Raw genomic sequence first — 18,139 nt, forward strand, 5'->3', positions numbered from 1 at the left:
GACCACAGCGAGGAGAACGGTGGCATCGGCTGCCTGGGCTTCATGGGCGGCGAGGTGCGTCGCTTCCCCGCCGACATGCGCGACGACCAGGACCACCGCCTCAAGGTCCCGCACATGGGCTGGAACCTGGTGCGCCAGCACCACGCGCACCCGCTGTGGGCCGGCATCGACGACCAGGAGCACTTCTACTTCGTGCACAGCTACTACGTGGAGGCCGCCGACGACGCCCAGGTGTTCGGCACCACCGACTACGGCCGGGTCACCGCCCATGTGGCCACCGGCCGCGACGCCACCTTCGCCGTGCAGTTCCACCCGGAGAAGAGCTCCCGGGCCGGCCTGAAGCTGCTGGAAAACTTCGTACAGTGGACGCCCTGAACGGCGCCGCCGAGTGCCCGGGCGCCGCGCGTCGCGCCCGTGACGACCTTCCAGGGCGCCCGCTGCCGCGCCCATGACAACAGGGCGCCCGCTGCCGCGCCCCAAGAGGACTGGACATGCTGGTAATCCCCGCCATCGATCTCAAGGACGGCAAGTGCGTCAGGCTCAAGCAGGGCCGGATGGATGACGCCACCACCTACGGCGACGATCCGGTGGCCATGGCCGCCCGCTGGGTCGAGGCCGGCGCCCGTCGGCTGCACCTGGTCGACCTCAACGGCGCCTTCGAGGGCGAGCCGGTCAACGGCGAGGCGGTCACCGCCATCGCCCGCGCCTATCCCGAGCTGCCGATCCAGATCGGCGGCGGCATCCGTTCGGCCGCGACCATCGAGCACTACCTGGAGGCCGGCGTCTCCCAGGTGATCATCGGCACCAAGGCGGTCAAGGAGCCGGCCTTCGTCACCGAGATGTGCCAGGCCTTCCCCGGCCACGTGATCGTCGGCCTGGATGCCCGCGACGGCTTCGTCGCCACCGACGGCTGGGCCGAGGTGTCCAAGATCAAGGCCACCGACCTGGCCAAGCGCTTCGCCGATGACGGGGTCTCGTCGATCGTCTACACCGATATCGCCCGGGACGGCATGATGGGCGGCGTCAACGTCGAGGCCACCGCCGAGCTGGCCCGCCTGGGCGGGCTGCCGGTGATCGCCTCCGGCGGCGTCACCAACCTGGACGACCTGCGCGCGCTGATCGCCGCCGGCGAGCCGGGCATCCTCGGCGCCATCACCGGCCGGGCCATCTACGAGGGCAGCCTGGACGTGGCCGAGGCCCAGGCGCTGTGCGATGAACTCACCGGCCAACGAGACGGGAGCTGACCATGGGACTCGCCAAGCGCATCATCCCCTGCCTGGACGTCGACGCCGGCCGCGTGGTCAAGGGCGTCAACTTCATCGGCATCCGTGACGCCGGGGACCCGGTGGAGATCGCCCAGCGCTACAACCAGCAGGGCGCCGACGAGATCACCTTCCTCGACATCACCGCCAGCCACGAGGATCGCGGCACCACGGTGGAGATGGTCGAGCGCATCGCCGGCGAGGTGTTCATCCCGCTGACCGTGGGCGGGGGCATCCGCACCTGCGACGACATCCGCACCATGCTCAACGCCGGGGCCGACAAGGTCTCGATCAACACCGCGGCGGTGAACAACCCCGAGTTCGTGCACGAGGCCGCCGAGCGCTTCGGCAGCCAGTGCATCGTGGTGGCCATCGACGCCAAGCGGGTCTCCGCCGAGGGCGAGACGCCGCGCTGGGAGATCTTCACCCACGGCGGCCGTCGCCCCACCGGGCTCGACGCCGTGGAGTGGGCGAAGAAGATGGTCGAACTGGGCGCCGGCGAGCTGCTGCTGACCAGCATGGACCGCGACGGCACCAAGGCCGGCTTCGACATCGGCATCACCCACGCCATCAGCGAGGCGGTGAGCGTGCCGTTGATCGCCTCCGGCGGCGTCGGCAACCTCGACCACCTGGTGGAGGGGGTCAAGGACGGCGGCGCCGATGCGGTGCTGGCCGCCAGCATCTTCCACTTCGGCGAGTACACCATCCCCGAGGCCAAGCGCTATATGGCCGAGCATGGGATCGAGATGCGGCTCTGAGCATCCTCGTGCTCAAGCTGCCGGCGACACGCCTCCGCGAGGGCGCTGTAAACCCATCCATGGGCGCTACTTTTGCCCTGCTGCGCTCTCGCATCCTGCTCCGCTTGCAGGGCCGGTGCTGGCCATCCATGGCCAGCCCGTTCGGCGGTATCCGCCTCACCCATGGTCAAAAGACCCTCGCTTCGCCTTGTCCCCGGCGGCACATGTCGTCCGCCTAACACGAAGGGCCCGCCATCCGGCGGGCCCTCGTCGTTGGTGCCGGCCGCGACGGCGCCCTACTCCTCGGGGCCGAGCCCCAGGTTGCTGACGCCCTCGTTGCGGCCCAGCCGGCGCAGCGCCTTGAGGCCGTCGCGGTCGAGCTCGCCTTCCACCGCCTCGAGCACCGCGTCCTGGAAGTCGTTCTCGTCCGCCATCAGCGGGTGCTCGCGCACCAGGGCGGCGAGGCGCTCGCCGTCCTCCTCGCCCTCGGTCAGCTCGATGAAGGCCCGCACGCCCCCTCGAGACGTCCTGCTCACTTCCAGCACCGCCTCCGGGGCCTCGCCGCGCAGGGTATCGAGCAGCGCGGAGATCGCCACCACCGCCTCCAGGGCGCGGCGGGCGCCGAAGCTGTCGTCCTCGGCGGGCGGCTCCAGCTCGGCCAGCTTCTCCGCCTGGCGCTCGAAGTCGATGCGCGCCTCCTTGACCGCCAGGCGCTCCCAGACCAGGTCGAGCACGGCGCGCAGTCCCTTCATGTCGCCGTGGCCGGTGGTCTCGGCATAGAGGGCATAGTTGGGCAGCAGCCGCTCGCAGAGCGCCGCCATGAAGGCCTGCTGGCGACGCGGCGATAGCGCCTGCAGGCGCTGGAAGAAACCGCTCATGGATTCTCCTTGAGACTCTGTTGTCCGAGTCATTGATGGATGGGACGGCGCGTCGGGGACAGGCCAAAGGGGAGTTCCTACGCCAGGATGGCGTCGGTAGCGCCCAGGGAAGGGTTCACAGCGCCTCCCCGCCGGCCTGTCGCCGAATCAGCGACGTAGCATATCGCTGTTCAAGGCCACATGCGCTCCACTGAGACCCTGCCGCGGACATCGAAGGCGACGCCCTCGTCGATCAATCGCCGGCGCTGCTCGTCGGCCCCGGGATGGTCGGCCAGGCGCCGCGAGGCGGTGATCACCCGGAACCAGGGCAGCGCGTGCCCCGCCGGGAGTTCGCGCAGCGCCCGGGCCACCAGCCGCGGCGTGCCCCCCTCGGTCATGGCGGCGATGCGCCCGTAGGTGGTGACCCGGCCCGCGGGGATCGCGGCGATGATGGTCAGTATCTGTTCCTTCAGGGCTGGCTTCATGTACCCTTCCGCAGCTTTCCCTTGTTCAGGCAACCGGCGAGACGCGCATGCACATCCACCTGCTTCAGCACAGCCCGTACCGCGGGCCCGCTCGCATCGGCGACTGGCTCGACAGCATGGGCCATAGCCACACCGTCTTCCATCTGGACCAGGGCGAGCTGCCGCCGCGGCTGGCCGATGGCGATGCGCTGATCGTGCTCGATGGCCCCGAGGACGCCACCTCGCCGCCGGACTGGGAGCGCCGCGAGCGCAAGCTGATCGACCAGGCCCTGGACGGCCGCAAGCCGCTGCTCGGCATCGGCTACGGGGCGCGGCTGATCGCCGAGGCCCTGGGCGCCACGGTGGCCCGCGGCACCTACGCCGAGACCGGCTGGCAGCGGGTCGAGCAGGCCCCGGAGAGTCCCTTCGACCTGCCGGAGCACTTCGATGCCTTCATGTGGCACCGCGAGGTGTTCGCCCTGCCCGAGGACGCCCTGCCGCTGGGCGGCAGCCAGGCCAGCCCGCTGCAGGGCTTCAGCTGGGACGGCGGCCGGGTGGTGGGCCTGCTCTGCCATCTGGAGGCCACCCCGGAGAGCGTGACCGCCATGCTCGACCACCTGCCCCGCCCCGACGGCGACGCCACCAGTCCCCACCACCAGGACCGCGAGGCGATGCTGGCCGACCCCCGGCGCTTCGACCGGCTGGCCCCGCTGCTCGACCGGCTGCTCTCCCAGTGGCTGCGCGCCGTGCCGGCGAGCTGAGGATCAGGCCGGGGTGGCCGTGCGCGCGTCGCCGCGGCGGGCGGCCTCGGCGCTCCACTCCCGGGCGACGGCCAGGCAACTCTCCCAGTCGCCCACGTGGAGGAAGCGCTGGTCATCGTGCTTCTGCAGCTGGTGGCGGTACATGGGGTCGTAGTACTCGGTGAGCAGCGGCGCCAGCCAGGCCTCGTGGGCCTGGCGGTTGCCGGCCTCGTGCTCGCGGAAGGCCAGCGCCTGGAGGCGCTGCAGGCGCGCCAGCCGCGCACTGCCCAGCCGCTTGCGCAGCCGCCCCAGGGCGGTGGCGAGCTGCTTGCGCATCAGTGCCCAGCCCAGCCAGTCCCCGAAGTGGTGGCGATAGATCTCCCAGAGATCGTCGATGTAGTCCTTGTGGATCTGCGCCAGGCGCCAGTCCAGCGACATCTCGACGCGCACCCGGGGCGCCTGCTCCATGCCGCGCCAGAAGGCCAGCGGCACGTTGGCCGCGCCGATATGGCGCGACTCGTCCTCCACCACCACCGGGCCCGGCAGGTCCAGCAGGCGCCGGCCCATGGCGTGCTCGAAATCGATCTGCGACGGCGCCGCCAGGGGATGGCGGCCGAAGGCCGAGCCCTTGTGGCGGGCGCAGCCCTCCAGGTCCAGGCCGCAGTCGAGGGCATGGATCAAGCTGGTCTTGGCGCAGCCGGTGAGGCCGCCCACCACCAGCAGCGGCTGGCCGGCCGCGGCGTCGACGCGCGTGCACAAGGCCTGGCGCATGGCCTTCCAGCCGCCGCGGATGCGCGGCCGGGTGATGCCGGCCTCGGCCAGCCACTGCTGGGCGACCTGGGAGCGCAGCCCGCCGCGAAAGCAGTAGATGACGGCATCGGGATGGGCCTCGAGCAGGCGCCGCCAGGCCGCGACCCGGGCGGCCTTGATGCCGCCGCTGACCAGCCGCTCGCCCAGGGCGATGGCGGCCTGCTGGCCGGCCTGCTTGTACTCGATGCCGACCAGGTGGCGTTCCTCGTCGTCCATCAGCGGCAGGTTGACGGCGCCGGGGAGCGCGCCCTGGGCGAACTCCACCGGCGCGCGCACGTCGATCAGTACCCGCCCCTCGCGGAGCAGGTCCAGCGACGGCTCGACCAGCGGCAGGCTCACCCCTTCACCTCGATGCGCCCCTCGCCCTTGGCGGCGACGACCTGGCCGAAGGGCTCGAGCTCGAGGCCATGGTCGCGGCCCACCCGCTCGACATCGTCCTCCCAGGAGGGATGCACCGACAGCAGCAGGCCGCCGGAGGTCTGGGGGTCGCACAGCCACTGCCAGTGGACGTCGTCCATGGCCGGCAGGGCCGCGCCCAGGGCGTCGCGGTTGCGCTGGGTGCCGCCCGGCACCGCGCCCTGGCGACGGTAGGACTCGGCCTCGGCCAGCCGCGGCAGGCGGCGGAAGTCGATCCTGGCGGCCACGCCGCTGGCCTCGCAGACCTCGGCCAGGTGGCCGGCGAGGCCGAAGCCGGTGACATCGGTCATGGCGTGCACCCCGGAGATCTTGGCCAGCTCGGTGCCGATGCGGTTGGTCTCCAGCATGGTGCGCCGCGCCAGGCCCTGGTGGCCGGCCTCGAGCAGCCCCTGCTTCTCCGCGGTGGTCAGCATGCCCAAGCCCAGCGGCTTGGTCAGGTAGAGCAGGTCGCCGACCTGGGCGCCCTTGTTGAGCTTGAGGTGCTCGAGGTCGACCAGGCCATTGACCGCCAGGCCGAAGATCGGCTCCGGGGCGTCGATGGAGTGGCCGCCGGCCAGCGCCAGGCCCAGCTCGCGGCACACCGCCTGGGCACCGGCCACCACGTCGCCGGCGATATCGGCGCCGAGCTTGTCCAGCGGCCAGCCGAGGATGCCCAGCGCCATCACCGGCGTGCCGCCCATGGCGAAGACGTCGCTGATGGCATTGGTGGCGGCGATGCGGCCGAAGTCGAAGGGGTCGTCGACGATGGGCATGAAGAAGTCGGTGGTGGCGATCATGCCGCGGCCGTCGCCGAGGTCGTAGACGGCGGCGTCCTCGCGGCCCTGGTTGCCGACGATCAGCCGGGAATGGCTGGCGCCCGGCCCGGCCTTGGCGAGGATGCCGTCCAGGACGTCGGGAGCGATCTTGCAGCCACAGCCCGCGCCGTGGCTGTACTGGGTCAGACGGATGGCACTCATCTCGTTCTCCTTGGCGTCGTTACCGGCATTCTACAACACAGCGCCCCCGCTCCGTCGCTGGACGCCGATTTCACGCTCGCCGACGAGCGAGGCGCCAAGGGCTACAGGGCTTCCAGGGCATCGGCCAGCTTGTCCACGGCCACCACCTCCATGCCCTCGGGCGAGTGCCTGGGGGCGTTGGCGCGGGGCACGATGGCGCGGCGGAAACCATGCTTGGCGGCCTCGACGATGCGCTCCTGGCCGCTCGGCACCGGGCGGATCTCGCCGGACAGCCCCACCTCGCCGAACACCACCAGCTCCCGGGCCAGGGGGCGGCTCTGCAGGCTGGAGACCACCGCCAGCAGCACGGCCAGGTCGGCGCTGGTCTCGAGCACCTTGACCCCGCCGACCACGTTGAGGAAGACGTCCTGGTCGCCGGTGAACAACCCGCCATGGCGGTGCAGCACCGCCAGCAGCATGGCCAGGCGGTTCTGGTCGAGGCCCAGCGCCACGCGCCGGGGATTGCCCAGCGCCGAGTCGTCGAGCAGCGCCTGGACCTCCACCAGGATCGGCCGGGTGCCCTCCCAGACCACCATCACCAGGCTGCCCGGGGCCTGCTCCTCGGTGCGCGACAGGAAGATGGCGCTGGGGTTCTTCACCTCCTTGAGGCCATGCTCGAGCATGGCGAACACGCCCAGCTCGTTGACCGCGCCGAAGCGGTTCTTCTGGCCGCGCAGGGTGCGGAAGCGCGAGTCCGCCCCGCCCTCGAGCAGCAGCGAGGCATCGATCATGTGCTCGAGCACCTTGGGGCCGGCCAGGGTGCCGTCCTTGGTCACGTGACCGACCAGCAGCAGCACGGTGCTCGACTGCTTGGCGAAGCGGGTCAGCGCCGCGGCGGACTCGCGTACCTGGGCCACCCCGCCCGGGGCCGAGGCGATGTCCTCCAGGTGGGTGGTCTGGATGGAGTCGATGATCAGGATATCCGGGCGCTCGCGCTCGGCCACGCCGAGGATGGTCTCGATGCTGGTCTCGGCGAGCATCTTGAGCCCCTGGGTCGGCAGCTGCAGGCGATGGGCGCGCATCGCCACCTGGGACAGCGATTCCTCGCCGGTGACGTAGAGCACGCGACGCTGCTGGGCCAGCTTGCAGGCGGTCTGCAGCAGCAGGGTCGACTTGCCGGCGCCGGGATGGCCGCCGAGCAGCACGGCGGAGCCCGGCACCAGGCCGCCGCCCAGCACCCGGTCGAATTCCTCGAAGGTCGAGGACAGCCGCGGCACCTCGCCGAGGTCGACCTGGCCCAGGTCGACGACCTCCCGGGACAGGCTGCCGGCATAGCCAGCGCGGCCCGCCGTCCCCCCTCCCCCGACGCTCGCGGCGCCGGGCCGGGCCGCCGAGAGGCGAACCTCGCTCAGGGTATTCCATTCCTGGCAGCTGCTGCACTGCCCCTGCCACTTGCGGTATTCGGCACCGCACTCGGTGCACACGAAGGCGCTCTTCGCTTTGGCCATGGGCTCCCCGGGAGGTGACGTTCGAGACTCGGGCCACCGGCGGGTGGCCTGCAATGACGAGGGGCGGCCCGGTGGCCGCCCCTCGAGACATGCGTTGCCGATGGCCTCAGAGGCGCTTCAGGCGCAGCATCTCGTTGTTCTGGAAGCGACGACGCTGGGGGTCGATCAGCTCCAGGGTCTGCGGGTCGAGGCGCAGGAAGTAGTAGACCTGACCCTCACCGCTCGGCGTGAGCTCGTAGACGGTGGCCTCGGGGTTGTCGGCGGTGCCGCTCAGCACCTCCCAGTTACCCTGGTAGTTCTCGTCCGGCGGATTCTGCGGGTGCGCGCGATAGGATGCCTGCAGGTCGAAGGTGCGATCCTCGGGGGCACTCTCGTCATCGCCGACCAGCGTCACATCCAGGTCGATGCCCTCGCAGTTGCGGCACGGCAAGGTGCCCTGATAGGTCGCCTCGACGGCTTCCATCCCGTTATCGGTGGCTCCCTGACCGGTAGGGCCAGTGGCGCAGCCCGCCAGCACGGCAAGCATGGCAGAGCCAGCCAGCAAGGTCCTGATTTGCATCTTCGTCCTCCTAACCAATGGGCATGACGCCGTGATCCACGGCAGCCTGCCTGACAGCATAACCTCTCGTGACTATGGCGGACAGTCTCTACGCCGCCGGGTTCACTCGCTCATGATGCCATCGGCTGGACGTGCTCGAACACCAGCCAGAGCACCAGTGGCATCACCACCAGACTGCCCAGGTTGCCGATCAACACCAGCGAGGCCACCCGGTGTGGTTGCTGGCGATACTGCTCGGCCACCAGGTAGTTGAGCACCGCCGGCGGCAGGGCCGCGAACACCCACAGCGCCGCCGCCGACAGGCCGCCGAGATCCAGCCACAGGATCATCGGCCAGGCCAGCACCAGCCCCGACAGCGGGCACAGCACGGCACCGAGCAGGCCGCTGCGCCAGTCATCGAAGTCGATATCGAGCATGCGCACGCCCAGGGCGAACAGCATCAACGGGATACAGACCCCGCCGAGCATGTCCAGCGACTCCAGCAGCCAGCCCGGCAGGGCGACCCCGCCGATGTTGAGGCCGAGCCCGGCCAGGCTGGCCAGCACGATGGGCATGCGCAGCAGGCGCCACAGCGGGGTGCGCGGGTCGAGCATGTAGAGTCCCACCGAGAAGTGCAGCAGCATCTCGACGATGAACAGCACCACCGCCGCCGGCAGGGCCGCCTCGCCGAAGGCCAGTACGATCAGCGGGATGCCCATGTTGCCGGAATTGTTGAACATCATCGGTGGCAGGAAGGTCTTGGGCTCCAGCCTCAGCAGCTTGACCAGCGGCCAGAGCAGCAGCCCCGAGCCGAGCACCACCACGGTGGCGGCCAGGGCCAGCCGCGCATAGTCGGTCAACGGCGCCTCGCGATCGGCGAGTACCGCGAACACCAGCATGGGCACGAAGAGCTCCATGTTGAGGGTATTGAGGCCGCGGATGTCGGGGCGACGATAGCGTCCGTAGAGGGTGCCGCAACCGGCGATCAGGAACACCGGCAATAGTGTGGCGAGGATCTGGCCGATCATCGGGGAGCTTCCGTAGCAGGCGAAGAGATGAGGCCACAGGCTAGCATGGCTCGCAGCTTGCGCGGGCACGCCGCTCGGGCGACCATGGCCGCATTGCCCCGACACCCTGAGAGTGACCATGAGCAAGTTCTGGAGCCCCAAGGTCCGTGAGCTGACGCCCTATGTCCCCGGCGAGCAGCCCCGCGAGCGCCTGATCAAGCTGAACACCAACGAGAACCCCTACCCGCCGGCGCCGGGCGTCGAGGCGGTGCTGCGGGAGTTCCCGGCCGATCACCTGCGGCGCTACCCGGACCCGGAGTCCCGCGCCCTGCGCGCGGCCCTGGCTCGGGAGTTGGGGGTCGAGGTGGAGCAGGTGTTCGTCGGCAACGGCTCCGACGAGGTGCTGGCCCTGGCCTTCCAGGCCTTCTTCTGCCACGACCGGCCGCTGGAGATGCCGGCGATCACCTACAGCTTCTATCCGGTGTATTGCCGGCTGTATGACGTGGAGCGCCGCACGCTGCCGCTGGACGACCAGTGGCGGGTCGACCTGGAGGCCTTCACCGCGGACGGCGCGGGGGCGATCTTCGCCAACCCCAATGCCCCGACCGGCCACGGCCACGGCCGCGCGGCCATCGCCGGGCTGCTCGAGCGGATCACCGAGTCGGTGGTGCTGGTCGACGAGGCCTACGTGGACTTCGGCGGCGAGAGCGCCGTGCCCCTGGTCGCGGACCACCCCAACCTGCTGGTCACCGGCACCTTCTCCAAGTCGCGCAGCCTGGCCGGCCTGCGGCTCGGCTATGCGGTGGGATCCCGGGAACTGATCGAGGGCCTGGAGCGGGTCAAGGACTCCTTCAATTCCTACCCCATCGACAGCCTGGCCAGCGCCATCGGCATCGCCGCCCTGGAGGACCGCGAACACTTCGAGGCGTGCCGCGAGGCGGTCATCACCACCCGGGAGCGTACCCGCACCCGGCTGGAAGGCCTGGGCTTCCGGGTCCTGCCGTCGCAGAGCAACTTCCTGCTGGTCAGCCACCCGGGCCATGACGCGGCCCAGCTGTTCGTCGGCCTGCGCGAGCGCGGCATCCTGGTGCGCCACTTCAACACCGACACCCTCAGCGAGCAGTTGCGCATCTCCATCGGCACCGAGGACGAGATGGATAGCCTGATCGAGGTCCTCGAGACCCTCTGCCGCTGACCCGCCGCGCTCGCCGGCGCCCCTCGGGGTGCCCTCTTCCGCCATCGACGAGGTCCGCATGGACGCCACACGAGAGCCGCTGCCACTGTCCCGCGTGCACCACGTGGCCCTGATCACCGCCGACTACCCGCGCGCCCGGCGCTTCTACCTCGAGGTGATGGGCGCCGAGATCCTCAACGAGGTCTACCGGGAGGAGCGCGACAGCCACAAGCTGGACCTGCGCCTGCCGGGCGGCATCCAGCTCGAGCTGTTCTCCTTCCCCTCGCCGCCGCCACGGCCGAGCTACCCCGAGGCCTGTGGCCTGCGCCACCTGGCGCTCGCCACCCCCGACCTCGACGCCTGCGTGGCACTGCTCGAGGCCCGCGGGGCCAGGCCCGAGCCGATCCGCGTCGACGAGATCACCGGGGCCCGCTTCACCTTCCTCGCCGACCCCGACGGCACACCGATCGAGCTATACGAAGACGCAGCGTGACCGGGCCCGCCAGCGTGAAGCGACCATGGCGCCGCGTCCTGCTGACCGCCGTCGGACTGCTGGCGGCGACCCTGTGGTGGTGCGTCTGGCAGTGGCAGTTCCAGCAATCGCTGGAGGCCGCCCACCAGCATGCCCAGAACCGGCTATCGCTGTACACCACTACCCTGGAGGGCGCCCTGGCCCGCTTCGCCTACCTGCCGAGGCTGCTGGCCGGCCAGCCGCTGGTCCAGGCGGCGGTGGCCGACGGGCGCGAGCGTGCCATCGACCGCGTCAATCGCCATCTTCAACGCGTGGCCGAAGATGCCGGAGCCGAAGCCATCTTCCTGCTCGACCGACGCGGCGACACCATGGCCAGCAGCAACCATGCCAGCGCGGACAGCTTCGTCGGCCACCACTATGGGTTCAGGCCCTACTTCCAGGACGCCATGCGCGAGGGCGAGGGCGAGTTCTTCGCCATCGGCAGCACCACCGAGCGCGCGGGCTACTTCGTCTCGGCACCGGTGCTCTCGGCCGCCGACGGCCAGGCGATCGGCGTGGTGGCCATCAAGGTGGCGCTGGAATCGCTGCAGGAGAGCTGGCGACGGGCCGGGGAGACCGTGCTGCTCTCCGACGCCAACGGGGTGGTCATCCTGTCCAGCCGCCCCGCCTGGCGGTATCGGACGCTCGAACCGATTACCGCAGCGGCGATGGACGAGATCCGCCAGCAGCGCCAGTTCCTCGACCAGCCTCTCGAGCGCCTCGGGCGGGTGCTGGCCGACGGCTCCCTGGCCATCGGCGGCGACTCCGTCAGCGAGCGCTACCTGGACCTCTCGCGGCAACAGCGCCTGCTGGGCTGGACCATGCACTATCTGGTACCGATGCGACCGCTGTACCTGGACGCGCGCAACGCCTTCCTGTCGGCGGCGGGCGCCAGCCTGGTGCTGTTGCTGCTCGGGCTGTGGCTACGCGAACGCCAGAAACGCCGACGCCTGCGCGATCGCGAGGCACGGATCATCCACGAGGCCAACGCGCGGCTCGAGATGCGGGTCGTCGAGCGTACCCAGGCACTGCAGGAGGCTCAGGAGGAACTGGTGCAGGCCGGCAAGCTGGCCTCCCTCGGCACCATGGCGGCAGGCATCGCCCACGAGCTGAATCAGCCGCTCTCGGGCATTCGCACCTATGCCGCCAACGGGGCTCGCCTGCTGGCCAGGGGGCGCCGGGAGGCGGCCGAGAGCAATTTTGCGCGCATAGAGTCGCTGTGCGACCGCCAGGATGCCCTGATCCGCCAGCTCAGGCTGTTCGCCCGTCGGGGCGGCAGCCGCGAACCGGTCGACCTCGACGAGCGCCTGGTCTTCGTGCTGGAGCTGCTCGACGAGCGTCTTCGCCAGCAGGGCGTCGAAGTGACCGTCGATCATGGCGCAGAGCGGCCCCCGCGGGTGCTCGGCGACACCTTGCGCATCGAGCAATTGCTGAGCAACCTGCTACACAACGCCCTGGATGCCCTGAAGCCGGTCGACAGGCCGAGACTGGCCATCGGCCTCAGGGCCGATGAGGACAGCGTGGTGCTGCGGATCGCCGACAATGGCCCGGGGATCGACGAGGCCATCCTGCCGCGCCTGTTCGACCCGTTCTTCACGACCAAGGCGGTAGGCGACGGCCTGGGGCTCGGCCTGTTCATCTGCTTCGGCATCGTGCAGGACCTGGAGGGACGCATCACCGTCACCAACCTGGAGCCGGAAGGTGCCTGTTTCGAGGTCACCCTGCCCATCGCCGCTGACCGGAGCCCACCCGACGGAGAACGCCAGGATGCCGACTGAAGACACCCTTCCCGTGTGGCTGGTCGATGACGATCCCGATGTCCGGGAGTCGCTGAGCCAGTGGCTGGACGTCTCGGACCTGGCGGTGCGCACCTTCGACGCCGCGGCGCCGGCCCTCGAGGCGCTGCGAGACGACGCCCCCTGCGGCGTGCTGGTCAGCGACGTCAAGATGCCGGGCATGGATGGCCTGGCGCTGCTCGATACGGTACAGGCGCTGGAGGCGCCGCCACCGGTGGTGCTGATGACCGGCCATGGCGACGTGCCGATGGCGGTGGCGGCCATGCAGGCCGGCTGCTGGGATTTCGTGGAGAAGCCCTTCGCCCCGGAGCGCCTCGAGGAGTGCGTGCGGCGCGCCCTCCAGCAGCGTCGCCTGGCGCTGGAGAACGACCGCCTCAGGCGCGCCCTTCGCGAGGGCGACCTGGCGGGCCGCCTGCTGGGGCAGGCGCCGGCCATGGTGGCCCTGCGTCAACAGCTCGCGACCCTGGCCCCGGTGCGTGCCAATGTCCTCGTCCAGGGCGAGACCGGCAGCGGCAAGGAGGTCGTCGCCCGCTGCCTGCATGATTTCGGCCCCGGCGCCGAGGCCCCTTTCGTGGCCCTGAACTGCGGCGCGCTGGCGCCCGAACTGATCGAGTCGGAGCTGTTCGGCCACGAGAAGGGCGCCTTCACCGGCGCCAACGCCCGGCGCATCGGCAGGCTGGAGCATGCCAGCGGCGGCACCCTGTTCCTCGATGAGGTGGAATCCCTGCCGCTGAGCGCCCAGGTCAAGCTGCTGCGGGCCCTGCAGGAAGGGGAGATCACCCCGCTGGGCAGCAATGCGGTGCGTCCTGTGGAACTGCGCGTGGTGGCGGCCGCCAAGGCCGACCTGCAGGCCATGGCGCGGGAGGGCCGCTTCCGCGAAGACCTGTACTACCGTCTGGCCATCACCGAGCTGCAACTGCCCCCCTTGCGCGAGCGTCGCGAGGACATCGCGGTGCTGTTCAGCCACTTCTGCCGGCAGGCCGCCGCGGTCCACGAGCGCGATGTGCCCGAGGCTTCTCCCGCCCTGCTCCAGGCCCTCGAGCAGCAGGACTGGCCGGGCAACCTGCGTCAGATGCGCAATGCCGCCACCCGCTTCGTGCTCGGGCTCGAGATCCCGGGCCTCGAGGATGGCGAGGTCGCCGAGCTCGGCTCGCTGAACGCCCAGGTCGCCGCCTTCGAGTGCTCCTTGCTGCGCGCCGCCCTGGGCCGCCATGGCGGCAACATCCAGGCGGTGATGGAAGAGCTGGAGCTGCCCCGGCGCACCCTGAACCAGAAGATGCTCAAGCACGGGCTGCGTCGGGAGGCGTTCCTCGACCTCGCCGACCCTGAAAGCGCCGGTCCGAGCGAGCCCTGAGGGGCTCGGCCATTTCTTGCCGATGGTGGCGGCCGGCATCGGCAACAAATGGCCGACTTCCCGGCGAGTGCCCCCCGGCCGCCCCCCCAAGAGCGCTCCAACGTACTGAAGACAAAGCACAAGCCTCCCCCTGGCAAGGTTGTCGCTATGTCAGCGAGCCAGTCATCAAAATAACTCGCTTGCGACGGAGGCTCGTATGCAAAAACGTCAGTTCCTGAAACTCGCCCTGACCCTCACCACCGCCACGGCACTGGGCCTGGGGGCGTCCACGGCATCCGCCCAATCCGGGGAAGGCGGTGGCCAGTACATCATGGGCACGGCCACTACCGGCGGCACCTTCTATCCCGTCGGCGTCGCCCTGTCGACCCTGGTGCGGGTCAAGCTCGAGCCCACCCATGACCTGTCGGTCTCGGCCATCAGCTCGGCCGGCTCGGCGGAGAACCTGCGCCTGATGGATGCCGACGAGGCACAGTTCGGCATCATCCAGGCGCTCTATGGCGCCTGGGCCTGGAACGGCAGCGGCCCGGTGCCCAAGGCCTACAAGGACATCCGCTCGATCTCCATGCTGTGGCAGAACGTCGAGCACTTCGTGGTGCGCAACGACCTGGTGGACACCGGCACCATCGACGACCTGACCGGCCTCTATGACCACGGCTTCTCCATCGGCGCGCGCAACTCCGGCACCGAGGGCTCCGGTCGGCAGATTCTTGCCGGTCTCGACATCGATCCCCAGCGGATGGACCTGGCCCATCTGGGCTACAGCGCCAGTGCCGAGGCCATGCAGAACGGCAACATCGACGGCATGAACATCCCGGCCGGCGCGCCGGCCTCCGCGGTCACCAGTGCCTTCGCCAACATGGGCGACGAGATCAGCGTGCTGGGCGTCACCGAGGACCAGCTGCAACGCATCAACCAGGAATTCCCGGTGTGGAGCCCCTACCAGATCGACGCCGACACCTACCCGGGGCAGGACGAGGCCATCCACACCATCGCCCAACCCAACATCCTGGTGGTCAATGCCGACGTGCCCGACGAGGACGTCTACCAGATCACCAAGGCGATGTACGAGAACCTGCCGTTCCTCAACAACATCCACCCCGCCACTCGCGCCATGGCCCTGGAGAAGGCCCTCGACGGCCTGCCGATGCCACTGCACCCCGGGGCGGCCCGCTTCTTCGAGGAGCAGGGGCTGGAGATCCCGGAGGCGTTGATCGCCGACTGATTTCCCTCATCCCGCGGTCCGCCGTCGAGCCCCTGCCGGACAGGGGCCCGACGGGCCTCCGAGGCAATTCCGACACCAGCGGCCTCCACGGCTGGCCGCTGCCGCCCGCTCCAGGAGAGCTCCCATGAACACCACATCCGCAAGCGAGGTACGAGACGAGTCGGCCAGCGAGGCCCCGGCGCGTCTCGATCATCCCTGGCTGGGACGCCTGCTGTTCGGCCTGACCATCGTCATCGCCCTGACTCATCTCTACTTCAATACCTTCAGCACCCTGTCCGAGATCTGGACCAGCGCGCTGCACTTCGGGCTGTTCGGCCTGCTGTGCGCGCTCGCCGTACCGATGCTTCACTCCGCCAAGCCGTCGCGACGGCGACTGGTGCTGCTGATCGACATCCTGCTGGGCCTGGCCGCGGTAGGCTGCGCCCTGTACCTGATCGCCTTCGAGGATGCCCTTTACGAGCGCGGCGTACGCTTCTCGACCGCCGACTGGATCGTCTCCATCGTCGCCCTGGGGCTGGTGCTGGAATTCGCCCGGCGCACCACGGGCTGGTTTATCCCGCTGCTGTGCCTCGTCGCCCTGAGCTATGTGGCCTGGTGGGGCCAGTACATCGGCGGCGTGTTCAATTTTCCCGGCCTAAGCTGGGAAACCGTGCTGTTCAGAAGCTACATGGGCGGCGAGGGCATGCTGGGCTCCATCGCTCGCATCTCCTGGTCCTATGTCTTCATGTTCATCCTGTTCGGCGCCTTCCTGGTGCGCTCGGGGGCGGGGGACTTCATCATCGAGCTGGCACGCTGCGCCGCCGGTCGCTTCGTCGGCGGGCCCGGGTTCGTCGCCGTCTTCGCCTCGGGCCTGATGGGCTCGGTGTCCGGTTCCAGCGTCGCCAACACCGTCTCCACCGGGGTCATCACCATCCCGATGATGCGCAAGGCCGGCTTCCCGGCACGCTTCGCCGCCGGCGTGGAGGCCGCCGCCTCCACCGGTGGCCAGCTGATGCCGCCGGTGATGGGCGCAGGCGCCTTCATCATGGCGTCCTACACCCAGGTCTCCTATCTCTCGATCATCGGCATCGCGGCGCTGCCCGCCCTGCTCTACTTCCTCTCCGTCGCCATGTTCGTGCGCATCGAGGCCAAGCGCAGCCATGCCCACCAGCTGGCCGACGAGAACGCACCGAGCTTGCTTGCCGTGCTCAAGGGCGGCTGGCACTACCTGATGCCCCTGGTGGTGCTGGTGGCGGCCCTGATCCACGGTTTCACGCCCACCTATGCCGCCGGCATCGCCATCCTCTCGGTTGTGGTGGCCTCCTGGCTGTCGAAGACGCCGATGACCTTCAAGGCCATCCTCGAGGCCCTCTCGCTCGGCGCCCGCAACATGATCACCACCGCCATCCTGTTGCTGACGGTCGGGCTGATCGTCAACGTGGTCTCCACCACCGGCATCGGCAACGTCTTCTCGCTGATGATCGCCGACTGGGCGGGCGGCAGCCTGCTGATCACCCTGGTGCTGATCGCCGTGGCCTCCCTGGTGCTGGGCATGGGCCTGCCGGTCACGGCCGCCTACATCGTGCTGGGCACCCTGTCGGCGCCGGCGCTCTACGGCCTGATGGCGCAGGACCAGCTGATCGACCTGCTGATGAGCGGCCAGCTCCCCGAGCAGGCCAGGGCCATCTTCATGCTGGCCGCCCCGGATCAGCTGGCCGCCCTGGATGCGCCGATGGATGCCGCCTCGGCCAGGGAGCTGCTGTCGGTGGTGCCAGACGACTTCCGCAGCCAGCTCTATGAACAGGCGCTGTCCCCCCACACCCTGACCATGCTGCTCGTCGCGGCCCATATGGTGATCTTCTGGCTGTCCCAGGACTCGAACGTCACTCCTCCGGTATGCCTGACCGCCTTTGCCGCGGCGGCCATCGCCGAGACACCGCAGATGCGCACCGGTTTCACCGCCTGGAAGATCGCCAAGGGGCTGTACATCATCCCCTTGCTGTTCGTGTGGTCGCCCCTGATCACGGGATCGGCACTCGACATGGTCACGGTGTTCGTGTTCGCCACGTTCGGGATCTATGCCATCATTGCCGGGCTCGAAGGCTACCTCGAGCACGAGCTGGCCTGGTGGCTGCGCCTGTGCATGTTCCCGATCGGCGCGCTGATGCTGTGGCCCCACGGCCACCTCGCCCTGGACCTTCTGGGCCTGGTCGTCTTCGTCGCGGTGCTGCTGTGGAGCCATCGTCTCGGCAGGCACCCTGCCCCCTTCGTTGCGGACACCCGGCCCGGCTGAGCACGCCCAGAAGATCGACGTGACGAAAGGCCTCCGGCACGGCGCCGGAGGCCTCCTTGAATGCCCCCTCGCCTCGTCCGACACCCGGTACGACGAGAGCCGCTCCGCGGCTCGGGTGTTCCCGTTGAGCTTGCCGGCTCCCCCTGGACCCGGATTTCTCGACCATCGGGCTCGGCAACTGCCGACCATGGCCCCGAGCCTGCGGCCCCGGGGGGCTCGGCATAGCCCAGACGATGTCCTGGCCAGCGCCGGTGGTCGGCACCCTGGGAACGCCGCCCCATATGCTCAATGAGGCGCGACCTCGCCACCCAGCCATGAAAAAACCCCGGCAGCCGTCGCTACCGGGGTGTTCTCGGAATCAGTGCCTGACGATATTCGCTCCGGGACTCGACGCGGCTCGTCGCTGAGACTCGCCCGGCGGGCCCGCTGACGTGGCGCCCCTTCGCCCGACCAACGGGTCCATGGGCGCCCCCTCGCCCGCCGCCATCGGGCCAACATGAAAAAACCCCGGCAGCTGTCGCTACCGGGGTTTTCT

The 18,139-nt window shown here is 69.7% G+C and carries 17 protein-coding genes; 10 read left to right on the forward strand and 7 right to left on the reverse strand.

The annotated features are described in order from the left end of the window. The 3 genes from hisH to hisF form a co-directional block, all read left to right on the forward strand. Window positions 1-375: imidazole glycerol phosphate synthase subunit HisH (hisH, locus tag QWY76_RS01360; protein ID WP_290309319.1), on the forward strand; the 375-nt coding region annotated here is incomplete at its 5' end. A gap of 116 nt (window positions 376-491) precedes the next feature. Next, a complete protein-coding gene (gene hisA / locus QWY76_RS01365; protein WP_290309320.1) occupies window positions 492-1,244 on the forward strand; it encodes a 1-(5-phosphoribosyl)-5-[(5-phosphoribosylamino)methylideneamino]imidazole-4-carboxamide isomerase in 753 nt (250 codons plus the stop codon). Between the two features lie 2 nt (window positions 1,245-1,246). After that, window positions 1,247-2,020 (forward strand): imidazole glycerol phosphate synthase subunit HisF, encoded by a 774-nt coding sequence (gene hisF / locus QWY76_RS01370; protein ID WP_290309321.1) that lies wholly within the window; start codon window positions 1,247-1,249, stop codon window positions 2,018-2,020. 275 nt (window positions 2,021-2,295) lie between these two features. Here hisF and QWY76_RS01375 read toward each other — a convergent pair whose 3' ends face one another. Continuing rightward, complete coding sequence (locus QWY76_RS01375) at window positions 2,296-2,877, reverse strand: YjaG family protein (protein WP_290309322.1); 582 nt, start codon at window positions 2,875-2,877, stop codon at window positions 2,296-2,298. A 170-nt stretch (window positions 2,878-3,047) separates the two neighbouring features. Further along, complete coding sequence (locus QWY76_RS01380) at window positions 3,048-3,341, reverse strand: MGMT family protein (protein ID WP_290309323.1); 294 nt, start codon at window positions 3,339-3,341, stop codon at window positions 3,048-3,050. Between the two features lie 47 nt (window positions 3,342-3,388). Here QWY76_RS01380 and QWY76_RS01385 point away from each other — a divergent pair, with 47 nt between their 5' ends. Next, entirely contained in the window at window positions 3,389-4,081 is a 693-nt protein-coding gene (locus tag QWY76_RS01385; protein ID WP_290309324.1) for a type 1 glutamine amidotransferase, read from the forward strand. 3 nt (window positions 4,082-4,084) lie between these two features. Here the strand turns inward: QWY76_RS01385 and mnmH are convergent, their stop codons facing one another. From mnmH to QWY76_RS01410, 5 genes are all read right to left on the reverse strand, one after another. Beyond that, a complete protein-coding gene (gene mnmH, locus QWY76_RS01390; RefSeq protein WP_290309325.1) occupies window positions 4,085-5,209 on the reverse strand; it encodes a tRNA 2-selenouridine(34) synthase MnmH in 1,125 nt (374 codons plus the stop codon). Further along, window positions 5,206-6,243 carry a selenide, water dikinase SelD gene (gene selD / locus QWY76_RS01395; RefSeq protein ID WP_290309326.1) on the reverse strand — a complete coding sequence of 346 codons (1,038 nt, stop codon included), beginning with the start codon at window positions 6,241-6,243 and terminating at the stop codon, window positions 5,206-5,208. The genes mnmH and selD overlap by 4 nt, the downstream gene beginning before the upstream one ends. A gap of 101 nt (window positions 6,244-6,344) precedes the next feature. Further along, complete coding sequence (radA, locus tag QWY76_RS01400) at window positions 6,345-7,730, reverse strand: DNA repair protein RadA (protein ID WP_290309327.1); 1,386 nt, start codon at window positions 7,728-7,730, stop codon at window positions 6,345-6,347. A gap of 106 nt (window positions 7,731-7,836) precedes the next feature. Further along, window positions 7,837-8,289 carry a copper resistance protein NlpE N-terminal domain-containing protein gene (locus QWY76_RS01405; protein ID WP_290309328.1) on the reverse strand — a complete coding sequence of 151 codons (453 nt, stop codon included), beginning with the start codon at window positions 8,287-8,289 and terminating at the stop codon, window positions 7,837-7,839. A gap of 110 nt (window positions 8,290-8,399) precedes the next feature. After that, on the reverse strand, window positions 8,400-9,296 hold the full coding sequence (locus QWY76_RS01410) for an AEC family transporter (RefSeq protein WP_290309329.1): 897 nt from the start codon (window positions 9,294-9,296) through the stop codon (window positions 8,400-8,402). 118 nt (window positions 9,297-9,414) lie between these two features. Between QWY76_RS01410 and hisC the strand changes: the two genes are divergently transcribed. The 6 genes from hisC (at window position 9,415) to QWY76_RS01440 (ending at window position 17,604) form a co-directional block, all read left to right on the forward strand. Continuing rightward, window positions 9,415-10,470: a histidinol-phosphate transaminase gene (gene hisC, locus QWY76_RS01415; protein ID WP_290309330.1), complete on the forward strand. Its 1,056-nt coding sequence runs from the start codon at window positions 9,415-9,417 to the stop codon at window positions 10,468-10,470. A 58-nt stretch (window positions 10,471-10,528) separates the two neighbouring features. Further along, the gene (gloA2, locus tag QWY76_RS01420; RefSeq protein WP_290309331.1) at window positions 10,529-10,942 is read left to right on the forward strand and encodes an SMU1112c/YaeR family gloxylase I-like metalloprotein; all 414 of its coding nucleotides are present in this window, start codon (window positions 10,529-10,531) and stop codon (window positions 10,940-10,942) included. 14 nt (window positions 10,943-10,956) lie between these two features. Beyond that, window positions 10,957-12,738 (forward strand): sensor histidine kinase, encoded by a 1,782-nt coding sequence (locus tag QWY76_RS01425; protein ID WP_290309332.1) that lies wholly within the window; start codon window positions 10,957-10,959, stop codon window positions 12,736-12,738. Next, window positions 12,728-14,110, forward strand: a complete 1,383-nt coding sequence (locus QWY76_RS01430; protein WP_290309333.1) for a sigma-54-dependent transcriptional regulator — start codon at window positions 12,728-12,730, stop codon at window positions 14,108-14,110. The genes QWY76_RS01425 and QWY76_RS01430 overlap by 11 nt, the downstream gene beginning before the upstream one ends. Before the next feature lie 196 nt (window positions 14,111-14,306). Then, entirely contained in the window at window positions 14,307-15,332 is a 1,026-nt protein-coding gene (locus QWY76_RS01435) for a TAXI family TRAP transporter solute-binding subunit (protein ID WP_290309334.1), read from the forward strand. A 124-nt stretch (window positions 15,333-15,456) separates the two neighbouring features. Further along, complete coding sequence (locus tag QWY76_RS01440; RefSeq protein WP_290309335.1) at window positions 15,457-17,604, forward strand: TRAP transporter permease; 2,148 nt, start codon at window positions 15,457-15,459, stop codon at window positions 17,602-17,604. Window positions 17,605-18,139 lie beyond the last annotated feature (535 nt).

The sequence above is a fragment of the Halomonas maura genome, from assembly GCF_030409305.1.
GTDB classification, from domain to species: domain Bacteria; phylum Pseudomonadota; class Gammaproteobacteria; order Pseudomonadales; family Halomonadaceae; genus Halomonas; species Halomonas maura.